The 17,688-nt window shown below is 41.8% G+C and carries 21 protein-coding genes and 1 pseudogene; 21 read left to right on the top strand and 1 reads right to left on the bottom strand.

Annotated elements, in window-relative coordinates; genetic code table 11:
* Positions 1-192 precede the first annotated feature (192 nt).
* The 20 genes and pseudogenes from hisC to NV379_RS06275 all read left to right on the top strand — a co-directional run bounded on the left by hisC (position 193) and on the right by NV379_RS06275 (position 16,332).
* Positions 193-1,293: a histidinol-phosphate transaminase gene (gene hisC, locus NV379_RS06370; RefSeq protein WP_258206453.1), complete on the top strand. Its 1,101-nt coding sequence runs from the start codon at positions 193-195 to the stop codon at positions 1,291-1,293.
* 55 nt (positions 1,294-1,348) lie between these two features.
* Positions 1,349-2,443 (top strand): prephenate dehydrogenase, encoded by a 1,095-nt coding sequence (locus NV379_RS06365; protein WP_258206452.1) that lies wholly within the window; start codon positions 1,349-1,351, stop codon positions 2,441-2,443.
* Between the two features lie 198 nt (positions 2,444-2,641).
* Positions 2,642-3,370, top strand: coding sequence for an amino acid ABC transporter ATP-binding protein (locus tag NV379_RS06360; RefSeq protein ID WP_258206451.1), 729 nt, complete (start codon positions 2,642-2,644; stop codon positions 3,368-3,370).
* A gap of 23 nt (positions 3,371-3,393) precedes the next feature.
* Entirely contained in the window at positions 3,394-4,251 is an 858-nt protein-coding gene (locus NV379_RS06355) for a glutamate ABC transporter substrate-binding protein (RefSeq protein WP_258206450.1), read from the top strand.
* Between the two features lie 65 nt (positions 4,252-4,316).
* The gene (locus NV379_RS06350) at positions 4,317-4,967 is read left to right on the top strand and encodes an amino acid ABC transporter permease (protein ID WP_258206449.1); all 651 of its coding nucleotides are present in this window, start codon (positions 4,317-4,319) and stop codon (positions 4,965-4,967) included.
* Between the two features lie 24 nt (positions 4,968-4,991).
* A complete protein-coding gene (locus tag NV379_RS06345) occupies positions 4,992-5,642 on the top strand; it encodes an amino acid ABC transporter permease (protein WP_258206448.1) in 651 nt (216 codons plus the stop codon).
* 45 nt (positions 5,643-5,687) lie between these two features.
* Positions 5,688-6,974: an ATP-binding protein gene (locus tag NV379_RS06340; RefSeq protein WP_258206447.1), complete on the top strand. Its 1,287-nt coding sequence runs from the start codon at positions 5,688-5,690 to the stop codon at positions 6,972-6,974.
* 5 nt (positions 6,975-6,979) lie between these two features.
* Positions 6,980-7,882, top strand: a complete 903-nt coding sequence (locus NV379_RS06335) for a response regulator (protein ID WP_258206446.1) — start codon at positions 6,980-6,982, stop codon at positions 7,880-7,882.
* A gap of 439 nt (positions 7,883-8,321) precedes the next feature.
* A complete protein-coding gene (locus NV379_RS06330) occupies positions 8,322-8,915 on the top strand; it encodes an RNA polymerase sigma factor (RefSeq protein ID WP_258206445.1) in 594 nt (197 codons plus the stop codon).
* Entirely contained in the window at positions 8,912-9,559 is a 648-nt protein-coding gene (locus tag NV379_RS06325; protein WP_258206444.1) for an anti-sigma factor family protein, read from the top strand. The genes NV379_RS06330 and NV379_RS06325 overlap by 4 nt, the downstream gene beginning before the upstream one ends.
* 28 nt (positions 9,560-9,587) lie before the next feature.
* The gene (locus NV379_RS06320) at positions 9,588-10,160 is read left to right on the top strand and encodes a histidine phosphatase family protein (protein WP_258206443.1); all 573 of its coding nucleotides are present in this window, start codon (positions 9,588-9,590) and stop codon (positions 10,158-10,160) included.
* 97 nt (positions 10,161-10,257) lie between these two features.
* Positions 10,258-11,391 carry a hypothetical protein gene (locus tag NV379_RS06315; protein WP_258206442.1) on the top strand — a complete coding sequence of 378 codons (1,134 nt, stop codon included), beginning with the start codon at positions 10,258-10,260 and terminating at the stop codon, positions 11,389-11,391.
* Positions 11,379-11,492, top strand: a pseudogene (locus NV379_RS06310) (gamma carbonic anhydrase family protein); the annotation flags it as partial. The gene NV379_RS06315 and the pseudogene NV379_RS06310, both read left to right, overlap by 13 nt.
* Before the next feature lie 48 nt (positions 11,493-11,540).
* The gene (locus NV379_RS06305; protein ID WP_373426087.1) at positions 11,541-11,726 is read left to right on the top strand and encodes an IDEAL domain-containing protein; all 186 of its coding nucleotides are present in this window, start codon (positions 11,541-11,543) and stop codon (positions 11,724-11,726) included.
* Between the two features lie 134 nt (positions 11,727-11,860).
* Positions 11,861-12,301, top strand: a complete 441-nt coding sequence (locus tag NV379_RS06300) for a DUF2487 family protein (RefSeq protein ID WP_258206441.1) — start codon at positions 11,861-11,863, stop codon at positions 12,299-12,301.
* A 208-nt stretch (positions 12,302-12,509) separates the two neighbouring features.
* Positions 12,510-13,055: a QcrA and Rieske domain-containing protein gene (locus tag NV379_RS06295; protein ID WP_258206440.1), complete on the top strand. Its 546-nt coding sequence runs from the start codon at positions 12,510-12,512 to the stop codon at positions 13,053-13,055.
* A gap of 15 nt (positions 13,056-13,070) precedes the next feature.
* Positions 13,071-13,742, top strand: a complete 672-nt coding sequence (gene qcrB, locus NV379_RS06290; protein ID WP_258206439.1) for a menaquinol-cytochrome c reductase cytochrome b subunit — start codon at positions 13,071-13,073, stop codon at positions 13,740-13,742.
* Positions 13,743-13,761: 19 nt separating this feature from the next.
* A complete protein-coding gene (locus NV379_RS06285; protein ID WP_258206438.1) occupies positions 13,762-14,634 on the top strand; it encodes a menaquinol-cytochrome c reductase cytochrome b/c subunit in 873 nt (290 codons plus the stop codon).
* Positions 14,635-14,735: 101 nt separating this feature from the next.
* On the top strand, positions 14,736-15,392 hold the full coding sequence (locus NV379_RS06280) for a DUF1405 domain-containing protein (protein WP_308860253.1): 657 nt from the start codon (positions 14,736-14,738) through the stop codon (positions 15,390-15,392).
* Positions 15,393-15,435: 43 nt separating this feature from the next.
* Positions 15,436-16,332: a sporulation protein YpjB gene (locus NV379_RS06275; RefSeq protein WP_258206436.1), complete on the top strand. Its 897-nt coding sequence runs from the start codon at positions 15,436-15,438 to the stop codon at positions 16,330-16,332.
* A 2-nt stretch (positions 16,333-16,334) separates the two neighbouring features.
* Here NV379_RS06275 and NV379_RS06270 read toward each other — a convergent pair whose 3' ends face one another.
* Positions 16,335-17,204 carry a YitT family protein gene (locus tag NV379_RS06270; RefSeq protein ID WP_258206435.1) on the bottom strand — a complete coding sequence of 290 codons (870 nt, stop codon included), beginning with the start codon at positions 17,202-17,204 and terminating at the stop codon, positions 16,335-16,337.
* Between the two features lie 90 nt (positions 17,205-17,294).
* On the opposite strand from NV379_RS06270, the gene NV379_RS06265 reads away from it, so the two are divergent.
* Entirely contained in the window at positions 17,295-17,627 is a 333-nt protein-coding gene (locus tag NV379_RS06265; RefSeq protein ID WP_258206434.1) for a nucleotide pyrophosphohydrolase, read from the top strand.
* Positions 17,628-17,688 lie beyond the last annotated feature (61 nt).

Below are 17,688 nucleotides of genomic sequence, written 5' to 3'. Positions count from 1 at the left end.
CAAAAAAATTTGTCACTGCGTGAAAAAGAATAACTTCCGATCCTCCTGAAATCGTGAACTTTTGAATTGATGTTATGGTATATTCACTCTTTCAAAGTCGACCGCTACGCTTCTCCAGTTATTGCTTTTTCACTACGTTTAAACTTTTTTGATCACGCCTTTCCAACCACAAAACCAGACGAGGTGATTATTGTGCAACCAAAATCAAACATTGTACATCTTCCTGTGTATAAACCAGGGAAATCAACAGATGAAGTAAGACGCGAACTAGGACTTAGCGAAATTACGAAACTCGCTTCCAACGAGAATCCATTTGGTTTCTCACCAAAAGTAAAAGAAGCGATCGCTGAGGAATTGAACCAACTTTACCTATATCCAGATGGAGCAGCTGTGCTACTTACTCAAGCTGTCTCTGAACACTACGGTGTGAACACGGATCAGATTATTTTTGGTGCAGGTTCCGATGAAATCATTCTGATGCTTGCTCGTGCATTCTTAGTACCTGGCGATGAGACGATCATGGCTACAACAACATTCCCTCAGTACAAGCACAATGTAGAAATCGAGAATGCGGTTTGTGTAGAAGTGCCTCATATTAATGGGAAGCACGATCTACCGGGTATGCTTGCACGTGTGAACGATAAGACGAAGATTGTATGGATTTGTAACCCGAATAACCCGACTGGAACGATGGTCACACATGATGAAGTAGAAACATTCATGAAAGCTGTACCCAATCATGTGCTCGTTGTTTTGGATGAAGCTTATTGTGAATATGATACAAGCGGCGTATACCCACGCAGCTTTGAATTGCTCGCATCTTACAAGAACTTGATCTTACTTCGTACATTCTCCAAAGTATATGGCTTAGCCGCACTACGTATTGGATATGGTATCGGTCACGCTGATGTGATTCATACGATTAACCAAGTACGTGAGCCGTTCAATACGACTCGTATTGCGCAAGCAGCTGCAATAGCAGCGATTAAAGATCAAGATTTCGTTGCGAAATGTCGTGAAGATAATGCTGTTGGTTGTGCATATTTGCAAGGAGAATTTATACGTCTTGGCTTAGATGCGTTCCCCGCACACGGAAACTTTATTATGGTTGATGTAAAGCGCCCAGGCAGCGAAGTGTTCCAAGGGCTGCTACGTAAAGGATTCATCGTTCGCTTTGACCCACAATGGGGGATGCCGAATCACCTTCGTGTGACAATTGGTTCTCAAGAACAGAATACGAAACTCGCTCATGCTCTAGAGGAAGTACTAGCAGAAGTTACTGTGCAAGCCTAACGTAAGCTAAGCTGCGGACTTAAGAGTAAATACACATAATAGAAGGTTGAATGCCATGACGAAGACAAGAATAGCTATATTTGGCGTAGGCTTGATTGGTGGATCACTTGCGCTTTGTTTGAAGGGGAAGCCAGGTTATACGATTGTCGGGCATTCACCAAGTCAGAAATCTGTAGATAAAATGCTCCAAATGCAAGTTGTAGATGAGGCGACGACTTCGATGGTTGAAGCAGTTGTAGATGCCGATGTAATTGTGCTATGTGTGCCTGTATCTTTGTTAGATACATATCTAGAGGAACTTGCTACACTGCCGCTTAAAGAGGGCTGCATTCTTACAGATGTTGGATCGACCAAGGGCTCGATCGCAGCTTGCGCAAGTCGCTTGAACCTAAAGCACGTTCACTTTATCGGCGGTCATCCGATGGCAGGTTCTGAACGATCAGGGATCGAAGCAGCATCTTCTCATCTTTTTGAAAATGCTTTCTACGTGCTGTGCCCAAGTGAAGGCACACCACAGCCTGCCATTGATCGATTAACGGACTTGTTATATTGGACGAAAGCACAGATCATTCAGGTTAATCCGCAAGAGCATGACGAGATTGTAGGTGCGATCTCGCATTTGCCGCACATTATTGCTGTAGCGCTCGTGAATCAAGTTTGTGATTATAACGATTCAAACTCGTTATATAAGCTGCTTGCGGCGGGTGGTTTCCGCGATATTACACGGATTGCATCATCTGAACCAACGATCTGGCGTGATATTCTCATTAACAATCGTGACATTCTGCTTAAATTGTTAGGGGATTGGAACACGAAAGTTGATGAGTTCATTCAATTGCTTGAGAATGAGGATGCCGAAGGTATTGCATCGCAGTTCCAGAAAGCGAATGACTTCCGTCGTTCGGTTCCAGATCGTCGTAAGGGGATGCTGCCTTCCCAGTACGATATATATGTGGATATCCCCGATCAACCGGGTATCATTGGAGCGATTGCTACACAACTAGGTCAGCAGCAGATCAACCTGAGCAATCTTCATATTTTTGAAAGTCGTGATTATGTGCCTGGTATTCTTCGCTTATCTTTCCGAAAGCAAGACGACGCAGATCGTGCCGCACAGCTATTACATGAGCAGTTTGCTATTCATGTATAACAACCAAATTCAGAAGACTTTGCCTACTATTCCAAGTAGAGCAAGGTCTTTTTTGTTATTCCTTTAAAATAATTTGAACTTTTTTTGAATAATCGATGTCGGATTGTATATGTTTGTATAGGTATGTCGTGATAGTTAGATGTAACAACAATAAGCAAGATACATACGATCATAGTTTAGCAGAAAGGAGTGGTTCAATTGATTATTTTTGAGCAAGTTGAGAAGTATTATGGTGATTTTCATGTTCTACAAAGTATTAATCTTACAATTAATCAAGGGGAAGTTGTCGTTGTTGTAGGGCCATCAGGTTCTGGTAAAAGTACACTTCTTCGTTGTATCAATCAATTGGAAGCGATTACAAAAGGATATCTTAATGTGAATGGATTTAGAGTTCATGATAAAAAGACCGATGTGAATATGCTGCGTCGGGACATTGGAATGGTGTTTCAACATTTTAACTTATACCCGCATATGAAAGTGATTGATAATGTCACGCTTGCCCCGATTAATGTACGAGGAATGGCGAAGAAAGAAGCGGAAGAACTAGCCATGAATTATCTCGAGAAGGTAGGAATCGCTGATAAGGCACAGAGTTTCCCTTCTCAGTTGTCTGGTGGGCAGCAGCAGCGTGTGGCGATTGCCAGAGGCCTCGCGATGAAACCTAAGATTATGCTGTTTGATGAACCAACGTCTGCACTTGATCCGGAGATGGTAGGCGAAGTGCTTGATGTTATGAAAACGCTTGCACGTGAAGGGATGACGATGGTTGTAGTGACACATGAAATGGGATTTGCCAAAGAAGTTGCTGATCGCGTTGTGTTCATGGATAAAGGACAAATATTGGAGGTATCGCCTCCTGAGCAGTTTTTCACGAGTCCTCGTGAGGAGAGAGCAAGGCTGTTCCTAAATCGGGTATTACATCATTAACAAATAAAAGGGGATGAAGATTCATGAAGACAAAAAAATGGTTAACAAGCGGTATCGTTTCCACACTAGCACTTGCTTTCGTATTAACAGGTTGCGGTAAAAGTTCAACAGAAGGTGCGGCAGCAAGTCCTGCTGGAAGCCCTGCGGCTGCAGCAGCAAGCGGAACTGGCCCAGAATCGCTTAAGAGTAAGGGGAAGCTTGTTGTTGGCGTGAAGTATGATACAAAGCTGTTCGGTCTCAAAAATCCGACGAACAATGAAGTTGAAGGCTTTGACGTTGATATTGCGAAAGCGTTAGCGAAAGAGCTTCTAGGTGATGAGAAGAAGATTGAGCTGAAGGAAGTAACGTCCAAGACACGTATTCCGATGTTGGACAACAAAGAAATTGACATGATTGTTGCTACGATGACGATTAACGAAGAGCGTAAGAAGCAGGTTGATTTTTCCGATGTCTATTTTAAAGCAGGTCAATCTTTACTTGTGAAAAAAGGCAGTGCGATTAAAGGTATTGCTGATGTGAAGAAGGGTACAAAAGTACTTGCTGTTAAAGGGGCAACTTCCGTTGCTAATATCAAAGCAAAAGCTCCAGAAGCAACAGTTCTAGAGTTCGATAACTACCAAGATGCATTCAGTGCACTTAAAGCAGGTCAAGGGGATACTTTAACAACAGATAATGCAATCTTGTACGGCATGGTGGCACAAGATAATAAATTTGAAGTTGTGAACGAGCCTCCATTCACAGATGAGCCTTATGGTATTGCCATTAAAAAAGGTGAGACTGCACTTGTAACAGCAGTAAATGATGCGTTGAAAAAACTTCAATCCAATGGTGAGTATAACAAAATCTATGAAAAATGGATTGGTAAGGCACCATCCAAATAAGCGTATGATGGAGCAAGTGATGGGTGGCTGCTGCCACCCATCTTCTGTATAGGGGGAGGATTAAGATGGACTTTACAATTTTCACAAGATACTTTGATACCTATATGCAGGGCTTCGGATACACGATATTGTCGAGTGTGATTGCACTGATAGGCAGTTTCATTATTGGTACGATTATAGCGATATTTCGTATAACAAACATCAAGCCTTTGCAATGGTTTGGGACGGCGTATGTCGAGGTCATGCGAAACATTCCTCTGCTTTTAGTTGTTTTCGCTTTCTATATTGGACTTCCTTATATGGGAATCACTCTAAGTGGCTTTATTTGTGGAACTGCGGGGTTAACATTCTATACAGCTGCTTTTATTGCTGAAGCCATTCGTGCAGGCATTATGGCGGTGCCAAAGGGGCAATCCGAAGCTGCTCGTGCAACAGGTATGACCTATGTTCAGACGATGTGGCATGTTATCTTGCCGCAAGCGATTAAGATCGTAATTCCGCCTCTTAGTAATCAATTTATTAACTTGGTGAAAAACTCATCCGTTCTAGGGATGTTCGCAGGACTAGATTTAATGTACTTTGGTGACCATATCGCAAGTGAAACTTATGCTACTGTTGATACTTACTTTTTCGTTGCTGTTCTGTATTTAATTCTAACTCTACCACTTAGTTACTTATCCCTATATTTGGAGCGAAGACTGGCTAGAACTAGTTGATTAACACAATGAGGAGGTGAGCATATGGATTTTATAGGTGCATTTTCGATAGATAATGTACGTTTTATATTAGAAGGGTTTTATTTAACACTGAAGGTAGCTTTTATCTCGATTGTATTAAGTTTCATTGTAGGTTGTGTGCTCGGTACAATTAGATACACGAAGCTGCCAGTCTTGTCACAGATTTTCGCCGTAGTGGTGGAGTTAGTACGGAATTTACCACTTCTCTTTGTTATCATTTTTACCTATTTAGCGATGCCGCAATTCGGCTTGAAGTTAAGTCCTGCTAGTGCGACAATTATTGCCTTAACGATCTTCGAAGGTGCGATGATAGCGGAAATCGTGAGGAGCGGGCTAAAGTCCATAGATAAAGGTCAGATTGAAGCTGCAAGAGCTTCAGGACTTAGTTATACGCAGACATTACGTTTTATTATCATGCCACAAGGGATTCGTCGAATGGTACCCCCGCTTGTGAGCCAGTTTATTTCACTTCTTAAAGATACTTCGCTTGCTGTTGCGATTGCTTTGCCAGAGCTTATGAATCATGCAAAAATTGTTATGGCGCATAACGATGAACATATATTCCCAGTCTTGTTTATGGTTGCGGTTCTGTACTTCACAGTCAACTACGCACTATCTATCTTTGCACGCCGTCTAGAGGCCAAAGTTGTATAGACAAATCCCCCTCAAGATTTACAATAGATGTTAAGGGGGGATGTCATGCTAGGACGCTTGAAGAATGAAGGTATACAAATGATTCTCGTTGCGATTGTGACTGCAATTGCCGGAGAATTCAAAATTATTCCGTTTAGCGGAGAGGTGTTCCGAATTGGACTTGGCAGCAGCGCTTTTCTGCTGTGTCTGCTGCTCATGAGGCACCTTCCTTACGTGTATACGGGGATTGTAACGGGGATTACCGTTCTGTTGTTTCGTACGATACGGGATATGGTGGCCTCATACGAACTTAGCAATGTGCTAGACAGTATGCAGGTTCATCTGCCAGCTACGTTGTATTATGTTGCTTTTGGTATCATTATGAGCCGAATTCAAGCCAAGCTGCAGGACTATCATCCATTCTTGCTAGGGATCTATATATCGATTGTTGATTTGGTATCCAATGAGATCGAACTGTTAGCAAGAAGCTTGATATTCAATAAGCCGTTTATGTTTCCGGACCAGTGGATGTTCATTACGGTGACGGCACTTGTGCGTAGTTACTTTGTCATCGGAATCTACAGCAGTTTCTCCATTACGCAAATGCGAGGCATACAAAGTGAGCAGCAGAAGCGCATTGAGCAGATGCTAAATACGAACAGTGGATTGTATGGCGAAGTATTTTATTTGCAAAAGTCGATGGATACAATCGAGCAGATTACAGCCAAAAGCCACAATCTATATCAGGAAGTTAATCATGCAGGTCTCAAAAGATATTCGCGAAGCATACTCGAAATTACACAACAAATTCATGAGGTGAAGAAGGATTCTCAACGAATCCTTGCGGGTCTCTTTAAGCTGTTCGATCATGATATCGCATCGGAAATGCGGCTTGCTGAGGTTGTCGATTTCTCCATTAAATCCAACCGTGGTTACAGCAATATGTTGGGTAAATCCATTGATTTTCAGAGTGATATACGCATTGATTACTGGACGGATCACTTTACGCCGCTGCTCACGATATTGAACAACCTAGTATCTAATTCCGTAGAAGCGATAGAATCACAAGGCATGATTCATATTTATGCAGATGAAAAACAGGGTGAGACGATACTTATTGTTGCGGATACAGGTACTGGTATTACGGAACAGGATCGAGATATGATCTTCGAACCGGGTTTCACAACTAAGTTTAACCAAGAGGGCTTTGCTGCTACAGGAATCGGTCTTTCCCATGTTCGTGATATTGTGCATGCATTAGGTGGAGACATTCATCTACAAAGTGGTGAACAGGCTGCGCAGACAACTTTCGTTATCACCTTATTGACGGATACGTTGAGAAAAGGAGTGTAGAGATCATGCTGTCATTCGGAATTGTGGACGACGATGCAGTGAGTCGATTAATGCTGCAGACGATTATCGAAAAAGGCGGACTTGGCGAAGTCGTTGGAACAGCAGGAAGCGGAATTGAAGGTGAGAAAGTGCTGCTTGAGACAACACCCGATGTTGTCGTCATTGACTTATTAATGCCTGATCAAGATGGGATTGAGACGATTATTCGCCTGAAGGAACAAGGATTCCAAGGGAAATATGTTATGATTTCGCAGATTGAAAATAAAGAGATGATCGGCAAAGCGTATCAAGCCGGCGTCGAATATTATATCCAAAAACCAATCAATAAGATTGAAGTCGAAGCGGTACTCTCTAAAGTGAATGAGCAGTGGAAGATTAGCCGTTCTTTGCAAGAAATTAGAGAGTCGTTAACGAAGCTGAACTTACTACATACAGGACTGGATCAACCACGCAAGAAACGGACTGCTAGAGAGATCATGCATCAAATTCTTATGGATTTAGGCATCGTAGGCGAAAGTGGTGGCCGAGATGTGATGGATATTATCGAGCACCTAACCTTACATCATAAGGCAGCAGGCATTCCGCCGCTTAAAGAGTTATATGAAATAACCGTTCGTTCACATAAAGTTGGACAATTGGACGTTGATAAAGAATGTAAAGCGATTGAGCAGCGTATTCGGCGTACAGTCAATGCCGCACTAACGAACATTGCTAGCATTGGACTGACGGATTATAGCAATCCAAAGTTTGAGCATTATGCCCCACTGTATTTTGAATTCCAAGACGTAAGACTCAAGATGAAAGAAATCGATGATCAAGATAAACCCGAGAAGGGAAAAGTGAATATTAAGAAGTTTCTTCAGGTGCTGTATTTAGAAGTGATGGATCGGATGAAGAGTGAGGGATAGAAGCTGGATTTTTTAGTTCAAATAAAAAAGACAGCGTTTTCAAAAAAACCATTGACAGAATGTAAACGTATACATATAATAAAAGTACAGTATGGTTTCTCTCCACTCCTATCCGATTAATTGCACAATGTGCAGCCGCCTGAATTGCTCAGGCGGTTTTTTTTTGCGTCATCTTTTGAAAGGTTGAGCCATATACTGATTCGGATTGGAAAATGTTACATAAATGAAATAAAAATTTCTTGGAATGTATATTTATATCGGTTTATTGTCGAAAAAAGCAGGGATTAGGCTGTATCAGCCGAATATGTGTAGAATAGTCACATTAATTGTCAGAAATAATAATTTTTTTAATTTGAATCCGTGCGCAACTTTCTTGGCATGTTGTAGTAAAACATGTTGAGAGGCTGGGGCATGATGAAAGAGTAGGAGGACCTGCGTCATGATTGACTCCCAGTTGATTCGTGAAATTAAAGATGGTAATAGCGAAGCATATGGTGAATTAATGCGTCGTTATGAACGTAAGTTATTGTCCTTTATCTATCACATGGTCCGTACAGCAGGTCTAGAGACCATGGCTGAGGATCTATGCAATGAAACTTTCTATAAAGCGTATCGCAGTATCCATTCATTCCGTGAAGTTGAAGCTTCCTTTTCAACTTGGTTATATACAATTGCACGTAATACCGTATTAAGTGAAATCCGTAAGAATAAGGCAATCAGTTGCTCGCTTGAAGATAATGTAGTTCTACCACATGCACCACTTGATACGCACCCGGAACATGCTTTGATTCGCAGTGAGCGTGTGATCAAGGTAAGGGAAGCGATTAATGCTTTGCCGGAAAAACAGCGTTCAGCGCTTATTTTAAGAGAATATGATGGTAAGGATTATCAAGAAATTGCGAATATACTGGGTCAAACGGTTAGTTCAGTCAAGTCCTTACTCTTTCGTGCTCGGGCGAGTGTAAAAGTACAGCTTGAACCGTACTTTGTGGAATCAGCGTATGAGGACTATGAAGGGATGAATACAAGATGAGATGTAACGAGGTAAGAGAGCAGTTAGGTGACTACTGGGATATGCCAGAAGATGCTCCACAGCGTATAGCCATTGATCAGCATGTGCTGACTTGTGCGGAGTGCGCGGAAGAGTTTCAAATTTGGCAGGAAAGTACACAGTTGATTCGATCTGCGATGGATGAATCTGCACAGCAGTTATCTTCCTATTCTTCGCATCGTGAAGAGAATTCCATATCTTCCAAGGTAATGAAGCGTATCTATGAAGATGATTCATGGCGCTTGCCTGTACCTGAGAGGATGTATGCTTTCTCTCGCAAAATGAGAAGAAATCTCCTTGTTGCGATTTCGTTCTGCTTAATTTTATCCTTAGGCTCCATTCTTTTTACGATGATATACGATATGGGAAGTAGATCGGCAGTAGACGACAGCTCGATCTACTCCATTCAAGCACCGCAAGCACTTGATGCTCAGGGCGGTTATAAAGGAATAAGTAAGAAGACGATGACAACGGCAGTGGCGAATGTATCTTCATCGTTTGTAGAACCTGTTCGGTTTCAAGTGGGACCGATTGACTCCTATCCGGATTACTTGCTAGTGTTGTCTCTCCTAGGGTTTATTAGTATGATATTAATTATGAACTGGTTTACGCGAATGAAATCGTAACAAGCGTGCCTTGTTATAGGAGGAAATTATGACGACATTTGGACTTGTGAGACATGGGAGTACAGAGTGGAACAAACTTGGTAAATTGCAAGGACAGATTGACACGCATTTAACTGAAGAAGGTAGAGAGCAAGCTACATTATTGGGGAAGAAGCTTAAATCAAGTGACTGGGATTTCATAGTGAGCAGCAATTTGCTACGTGCGCATGAGACAGCTGAGATCATCTCGCAATATTCGGGTATTCCTCTGCATGGAACAGATCCACTGCTTCGGGAAAGAAGTTTCGGTGAATGTGAAGGAACGACGCTAAGTGAGCGATTGGAGCGTTGGGGAGAACAGTGGCGCACGCAAGATCTTGGTATGGAGCAAGATGATGTTTTGTTCGCACGTTGGACTGCTTTTGCTGATGAATGGATCGCAAACAAGCCAGATGCTCGTATTCTTGTCGTCTCTCATGGTTCTTATATTGGTCAAGCTGTTCGTTCTCTTGGTTTAGAAGAAGAGAATGGATGGATTACGAATACGTCATTAACGATTATTCATAGGGACGCGAATGCTTGGTCCTGCTCGTTATATTCTTGTACAAAGCACTTAGATTAAGTGCTTTTTTTATTTGTCCAAAAAAGAGATTTTGAGAGGGTAGGAATATTTTTCTAAAATAATCCAATAATGGTTACTAAAAGTGGAGGTAGCCAAGATGAATCTAGCGGATATGCTGACTTATGCAGACATACAAGATTTGAATCGAATCGCATCTACCTACGATTGTGAGTGTAACTCGCACTCGAAGAATGACTTGATTCAATCCATTCTCAGTACTGTGAATCGTAAGGATGTATTTGAACAGCAAATCGCAGATTTAAGCTTGGAAGAAGTTCGATTCCTTAACTCCCTTCTTTTTGATACGAAAGCGCTATTCTCACTAGAAGAATTAACGGCACGTGCCAGGCAGGCTAAGTTTGAAAAAGAAGATTCAGACAACTTCAACCCAAGAGATCTTATCGTAAGGTTCAAAAAGCTTGGGTGGTTATTTCACGGGCATTCCCCGCAGACTAAATATTTGTTTCAAGTGCCCAATGATTTGAAGAAACGATTTTGTGATGTGCTAGGTCGTAGGATGCTCGAACGATTGCAATGGACGAAAGATCCAGTTGTATATCGGGAGGAACATCGGCTTATTGTGGAAGATATTCATAAATTCCTGAAATTCGTAGGATCCAATGATGTCATTCTAGCTGCAGATGGAACAATCTATAAGCGCACATTAGCTGCTGCCTTGGAAGAGTTATCTGTACGAGAGGCAAACGTTTCAAAAGGGGGATGGCGTTTCGGGTACGGCAGGATGTTTAAAGACTATCCCAATCGATTCTCACTCATCTATGACTACTGTTACTTCCACGCTCTTATTCGAGAAACAGATGGGAGACTCCAGCTTACAGACATAGGCACCGAACGTATTTTGCTGAATCAAAAGGAATTGATCCAAGATGTGTACAAGTTCTGGTTACGGTTATACAAAGGACCGATACCGAATTTAGAAGCTTTGGTTCAGTGGATGGAGCGACTTACTAAGGATTGGGTTGACGTATCCTCACTAAAGGAAGTGTTATGCCCACTCATCAGTCCATTCTACTATGATCAAGCGGAGTCTATCTTTGATTTCAGACTAACACAGATGATGTTGCATCTAGGTTTGTTGTCGATTGGTGAAACGGAACAAGGCAAACAAGTGGTTCGTCTTTCGCGTGTTGGCAGTTTCATTATTCGAGGTATACAAGTGAAAGACGATGAAGTGATTAAATGGCCTAATCACATCTCGGATCCCCGTTAGGTAAAGACACATTAATCGGGATGGGGGCTATTGTACTTAGCGGTGTGCAAAGAAGTGAATATGCTTTAGTAGGAGCAGGAACAAACGAAACGAACAGAACAGATACAATTGCTGCTAACGAAAAGCGTGAACAATGCTTGGAGGTAGGTATGATGGGAAAAATGAATGTTTCCAATGAGGTTTTACTAAGTCTGTTTGCGGAAATGGTGTGGGATGAATCTATTCGTAAACATAGACAAGAACATCTCTACAAAGCTATAGATAGCGCGTTAGCTGACGGAGACGAAGCTTCCTTCCTAGTTCTCACCACTGAACTTAAATCTTTGCAATACTAGGTTTATGCAGCATTCGTTCCATACAATACACATAGTAAGGGGAGGCATATGAAGCGTTTCATATGCTTTTTTTTGTTATTGACTTCTCCTTCGATGCATCTTAAAGTAGCGATTAAGACGAGGAGTGAAAAGTGATGAAGTTTAGCGATGTAGAATCAAGTAAGTGGGAAGAACTCAAGCCTTATCTCGATACGTGTTTACTGCCTATTACGGGTCTAAGTGGATCAGAGTCACCTTGGCAAGCAACTGATAAGCTCGAATTACTGCGTGATGCGATGGATTGTATTGAGATTCCATTTCGAGGCAGAGTGATTACATATCCAGCTTTACATTATGTCTTGCATCAGGAAACAGGCCAGATTGAACAAGCATTGGACGAGTTGTGCCATAAATTGAAGGAAGATTCTTTCAAATATGTCATCGTATTAACGACACAAGCTGCATATGAGCAATTGAAGCTGCAGGATGCAGATATATTTTTATATGTAAATGCAGGAGAATTACAGGAAAATCCAGAATTGATTCATGAGAATATTGCAAAAGCGGTCCAAGCAATGTGGAGTGCAATGAACTAAATCACAGTTGTGACAATTCGGTTAAATTTACAGAATAGTCCCGAAACCGCGTCAATATCAAAGCTTGACATTATTGACGCCCCAAAAGTCGTGGATTATTATTATTATGTCCTAGTTTATGATGGTAATATGAGGTCGAACGAGACGTTGAATATGACAAGGTTAGTCACCTTACACGAGCAAATGTTTAGGGGGGAAAAACGACACAATGGTTGATCACAACAATCACAATGATGAGCAACAGGATAAGAAACCCGTGAGACGCGAAGTGTCCCGTCGGCAGTTTCTTACCTATACGCTAGGTGGCGCAACCGCTTTTATGGCTGCAGGTGTAGTCGTACCAATGCTTCGCTTTGCGGTAGATCCAGTACTCAAGCCGAAAGCTAAAGCAAATTGGGTAAAAGTCGTTGAAGAAGCAAAAGTAGGAACAGAACCGAAAGCGTTTAAATTCGCGATGCATCAAGTGGATGGATGGTACGAAAGTGATCCTGAATTCGAAGCATGGGTTGCCAAGGATAGTAAAGGTGAGATCTTCGCACTAAATCCAACTTGTAAGCACTTAGGTTGTATGGTTACTTGGAATGGTAACCCTACACTTAAAGATCAGTATGCTTGTCCATGCCATGGTGCCCATTACACAATTGATGGGAAACAGCTTGCTGTTGCCTCGGCACCACTTGATCAGTATACGGTCAAAATCGAGAATGGTTTTGTATACGTTGGCGAGCTTCATGCCAACACAAGAGTGAAATAGGGAGGCGTTTAATCAATGTTTAAGAATATGTACAACTGGATTGATGAACGTCTTGACATCACGCCAATGTGGAGAGATGTTGCGGATCATGAAGTTCCTGAGCACGTGAATCCAGCCCATCACTTCTCAGCGTTCGTTTACTGCTTCGGCGGTTTGACGTTCTTTATTACAGCGATTCAAATTTTGTCGGGTATGTTCCTTGCGATGTACTACACACCAGATATTATTAATGCTTACGCGAGTGTTGACTACATTCAACACGAAGTGGCATTCGGTGTAATCGTACGTGGTATGCACCACTGGGGTGCGAGCTTAGTAATCGTTATGATGTTCTTACATACTTTACGTGTATTCTTCACAGGTTCATATAAAGCTCCTCGTGAGATGAACTGGGTAGTTGGTATGCTTATCTTCATGGTAATGCTTGGACTTGGTTTCACAGGTTACTTGTTACCATGGGATAACAAAGCTTACTTTGCAACACAAGTAGGTGTTAAAATCGCCGCTTCCGTACCTATCTTAGGACCTTACATCCAGACATTCCTGCAAGGTGGAGAGATTCTTGGCGCTCAAACGTTAACTCGTTTCTTCGCACTACATGTATTCTTCTTACCGGCAGTTCTACTTGCTTTGCTTGCAGGACACTTCTTCATGATTCGTAAGCAAGGTATTTCTGGACCTCTATAAGAGAAAGGAGTGACTTAAGATGGCACATGGCCCTAAATCTAATGAAAAAATCGTATATGTCGGGGATTCCCGTGTTCGTAAAAGTAAAGGTTTCATAACGCCGCCCGATTATACATCCTATCCGGGTAAGTCGGAAGCGTTTATTCCGAATTTTCTTTTAAAAGAGTGGATGGTTGCAGTAGTAGCTCTTGTTGGCGTACTGTGCTTGGTAATGTCCGATCCAGCACCACTAGGCTATCCAGCTAACCCAATGGCAACGGTAATTCCAATGCCAGATTGGTACTTCTTGTTCATGTATCAACTATTGAAGTACCCTTACGCAGCTGGTGATTTCGTAATCGTAGGTACGATGCTAGTTCCAGGTATTATGTTTGGTGCACTTATCCTTGCGCCATTTCTTGATACAGGTAAAGAGCGTCGCTTCTACAAAAGACCAATCGCATCATCCATTATGCTTGTGACACTTGCAGCTGTTACATATTTGACAGTATTCTCTTGGCACCATTACCAGCTTGAACTCAAGGAAAAAGGTATGGTTCCTGAGCATATCAAGCGTGAAGAAGAGTTACATGCGCAGAAAGCAGCTGCTGGCGGTGGCAATAAAGGTGAAGCACCTAAGAAAGCAGCATCAGCAATTGTTGCTAAAGATGACCCTGGTTATGAAGTCTTCCAGAAATCTTCTTGTATCCAATGTCATGGTGGAGACTTAAAAGGTAAAATTGGACCTACCTTAATTGGAATCGGTGATAAGCATCCGAAAGATGAGCTGATGAAGATTGTTAAAGAAGGTATTGGCGGAATGGGCGCTCAGTACGATGCTAACAAAAATCTAGGTTTGTCAGATGCAGATATCGATAAGATGGTATCATGGCTCGCGCTACAGAAAAAATAAATGCACGATGATGAAGAACCTGACTGTACAACAAATACGGTCAGGTTCTTTTTAAATGTTTAGAAGTAATTGTACATAGAATGGGGCGAGAATCGTTGCAAATGTCTTTTTTTTGGAGTAAGTCATTCTTATTAAGCCGTCCGATTCTATGGATGGTGTTCCTAATTAATTTATTAGGGACGGTGTATGGGTATTATTGGTACTGGGGACAGCTTGTTGATATAGCGGATACAGAACCTCTTTGGTATTTACCGTTCGTACCGGATTCACCGACAGCAAGCTTATTTTTCACATTAAGTTTGGTATATCTGATGTTTCCGAAGGCAGAACCAAGTACGAAATTTTCTCGTGCAGTGAGAGGATTTATTGAAGCATTTGCAGTTATTACTTCTATTAAATATGGAATATGGGCAGTCACTATGATCGTAGCTGGTGCTTATCTGGGGGATCCGCTTTCTTGGCAGCATTTCATGCTTATTTTTTCTCATTTAGGTATGGCGTTTGAAGTGTTATTATTTGGTGCGTTCTATCGATATGGCATGGGCGCTGTTCTATGTGCAGCGGCTTGGACATTATGGAATGACTTTATGGATTACAACAAAGGCATTTTCCCTTATTTATCACACACGCTGTTAAATGATCTGGACATTGTTAAAACTTTTACAATTAGTTTAAGTTTCATGTGTATTGTAACCGCCATCATTTATATGCAGCTTCGTAATCGAACGGTTCAAATCGGCGAGCAAGCGAAGGTCTAAAACAGGACAGCCCTCCATACACTGTTGTGAGGAGGGAATGTCCATGTTTTTTTTGCAGCGCAAATGGCGTATATTCAGCTGTTATCTGATCCTACTAATTGGATTATCGGGTGTGTGTGGGGATGTGCAAGCCCTAGCAGCACCTTCTAAGGATAAAGGGGAAGTGAACCAGGCAGAAGGAAATAAGAAGCAACAGATGGACTTAGAGACGCTAAACAAAAGAAGTGACCAGATGTATAGGAAAGCAGAACAATGCGATCCACTGGCCACATTAGAGGATTTAAGAGCAATGCAGCGTATGCTTGCGCAATTGCCATTACAAGAGATGACGACTGCAACCGGAATTGATACGATACTCGCAACATTGGATCATGCAATTAATGTGTTTAGTGTGTTTCGATTTCAACCAGAAAATGGCATAGAAGCTGCTGCGCAAGTTCGCTATATGACAGATGCGCTTAGCCATAAATTACATCCACTGTGGAATGAAGCTTACAGCGTTATCATGGATGATTTAAGAAGAATATACACAGGTGTGAAGCAGGAGAAGCGGATCGAAGCAGATGCTGCCTTTGCGAATCTGATGAAGCACTATACGAGAATACAGCCTGCGGTCCAAATAACGAAGAATCCAGAGGAGATTAAACCTGTCCAGAACTTGCTCACATTGACCAAAGCGCAGCTCCGCCATAATCCTTATGCCATGACGGAGCTTACGATGAGTTTAGACAATTTGCGTAAAGAGACGAATATCTTATTTGGTCGTGATGACAAAGAAACACTTGGGCCTGTATATGTACCAGAGGAGCCAATCCTATGGACGATACTCTTAGGATCGATTATATTGCTTACATTAACTTATTCCGCTATCCGTATGTATCAATCGCAGCAGACGACCATCAAATCACGCAAGAAAAGCGGAGAGAGTGGTTGGGAGTAGTGTTATTCGTCCTTAAATCCTTCTCCAAGTACATCATGTACATTGCTTATAACGATAAAAGCTCGTGGATCGATTGCTCGAACAATTTGATTTAGCTGGCGTATTTCGGAGCGAGATACGACACAATAGACGACTCTCTTGTCTTCTTTGGAATAAGCACCTTGTGCATGGAACAGCGTGACCCCACGTTCCATCTGCGAGGTGATTTGTTCTGCAATGGCATCTGGATTCGAAGAGACGATGGTGAAGGCTTTGGCTTCATAAGCCCCTTCAATAATGTAATCGATTACGCGTGAGGCGATAAAGACAGTGACTAATGTATAAAGGACTTTATCTAAGGTGATAAAAAATAGTGAGGAACCGATAATGATAACATCTGTTGAGAAAATAAACTGTCCGACGCTGCGTCCGCCTTTTTTGCTATAAATCCGAGCTAGAATATCTACCCCGCCTGTTGTACCTCCAAAACGAAATACAATCCCTAGTCCAATTCCGATTGTAACCCCTGCGTATAAAGCAGCTAAAATATAGTCATGCTCAGCATTAAATGGTGTGATCAAATCATGAGCAATAAGAATTTCCATAATCCATAGGAAAAAGGATAAAGAGATCGTTCCATAAATCGTATAGAACATGGCATTACGCCCGAGATACTTCCATCCAACGAAAAATAAAGGAATATTCAGTAAAAGGGAAGTGAGGGAAGGCCGCAAATCAAAAATATAATTGAGCAAAATGGCGATACCCGTTACGCCACCTTCCATCAATTTGTTAGGGATTACAAAGAAATGAAGGCCGAATGCAAAAATGGCTGTACCTAGTGAGATCGGGATGAGATTGCGAAGCTTGGATAATAGGGATGCTTGTGACAACAGTGGTCCTCCTCGATTGATAAATGATTTGTCAACTTTTCAGCTTTCAGTTAACATAAGGGGTAGAAAGTTGTAAAGGAAGGGTGAATGATGACGAAACGTTCGCTTCAAGATCTACAGAATGAAGTACATGAATATATTTCTCAATACAAGGAAGGTTATTTCTCACCACTTTCCATGCTTGCTCGTATGACCGAAGAAGTGGGTGAACTTGCTCGTGAGGTCAATCATGAATTTGGGGAAAAGCCTAAAAAATCGACCGAAGAGGCAAACTCCATTGAAATGGAACTTGGTGATATCCTGTTCATTACAATCTGTTTTGCTAACTCACTTGGTATTGATTTGACCGAGGCACATGATAAAGTGTTAAATAAGTTCAATACGCGTGATGCGAACCGTTGGACAAAAAAGGGAACCGAGTAAACAATAGCTACATATGATGTACCATCCCCCAAGCCAGTATATCACATGCAAGTTGAGGTGG

Source organism: Paenibacillus radicibacter (assembly GCF_024721995.1).
GTDB classification, from domain to species: domain Bacteria; phylum Bacillota; class Bacilli; order Paenibacillales; family NBRC-103111; genus Paenibacillus_AM; species Paenibacillus_AM radicibacter.
This window is presented reverse-complemented; position numbering and strand designations above follow the sequence as displayed.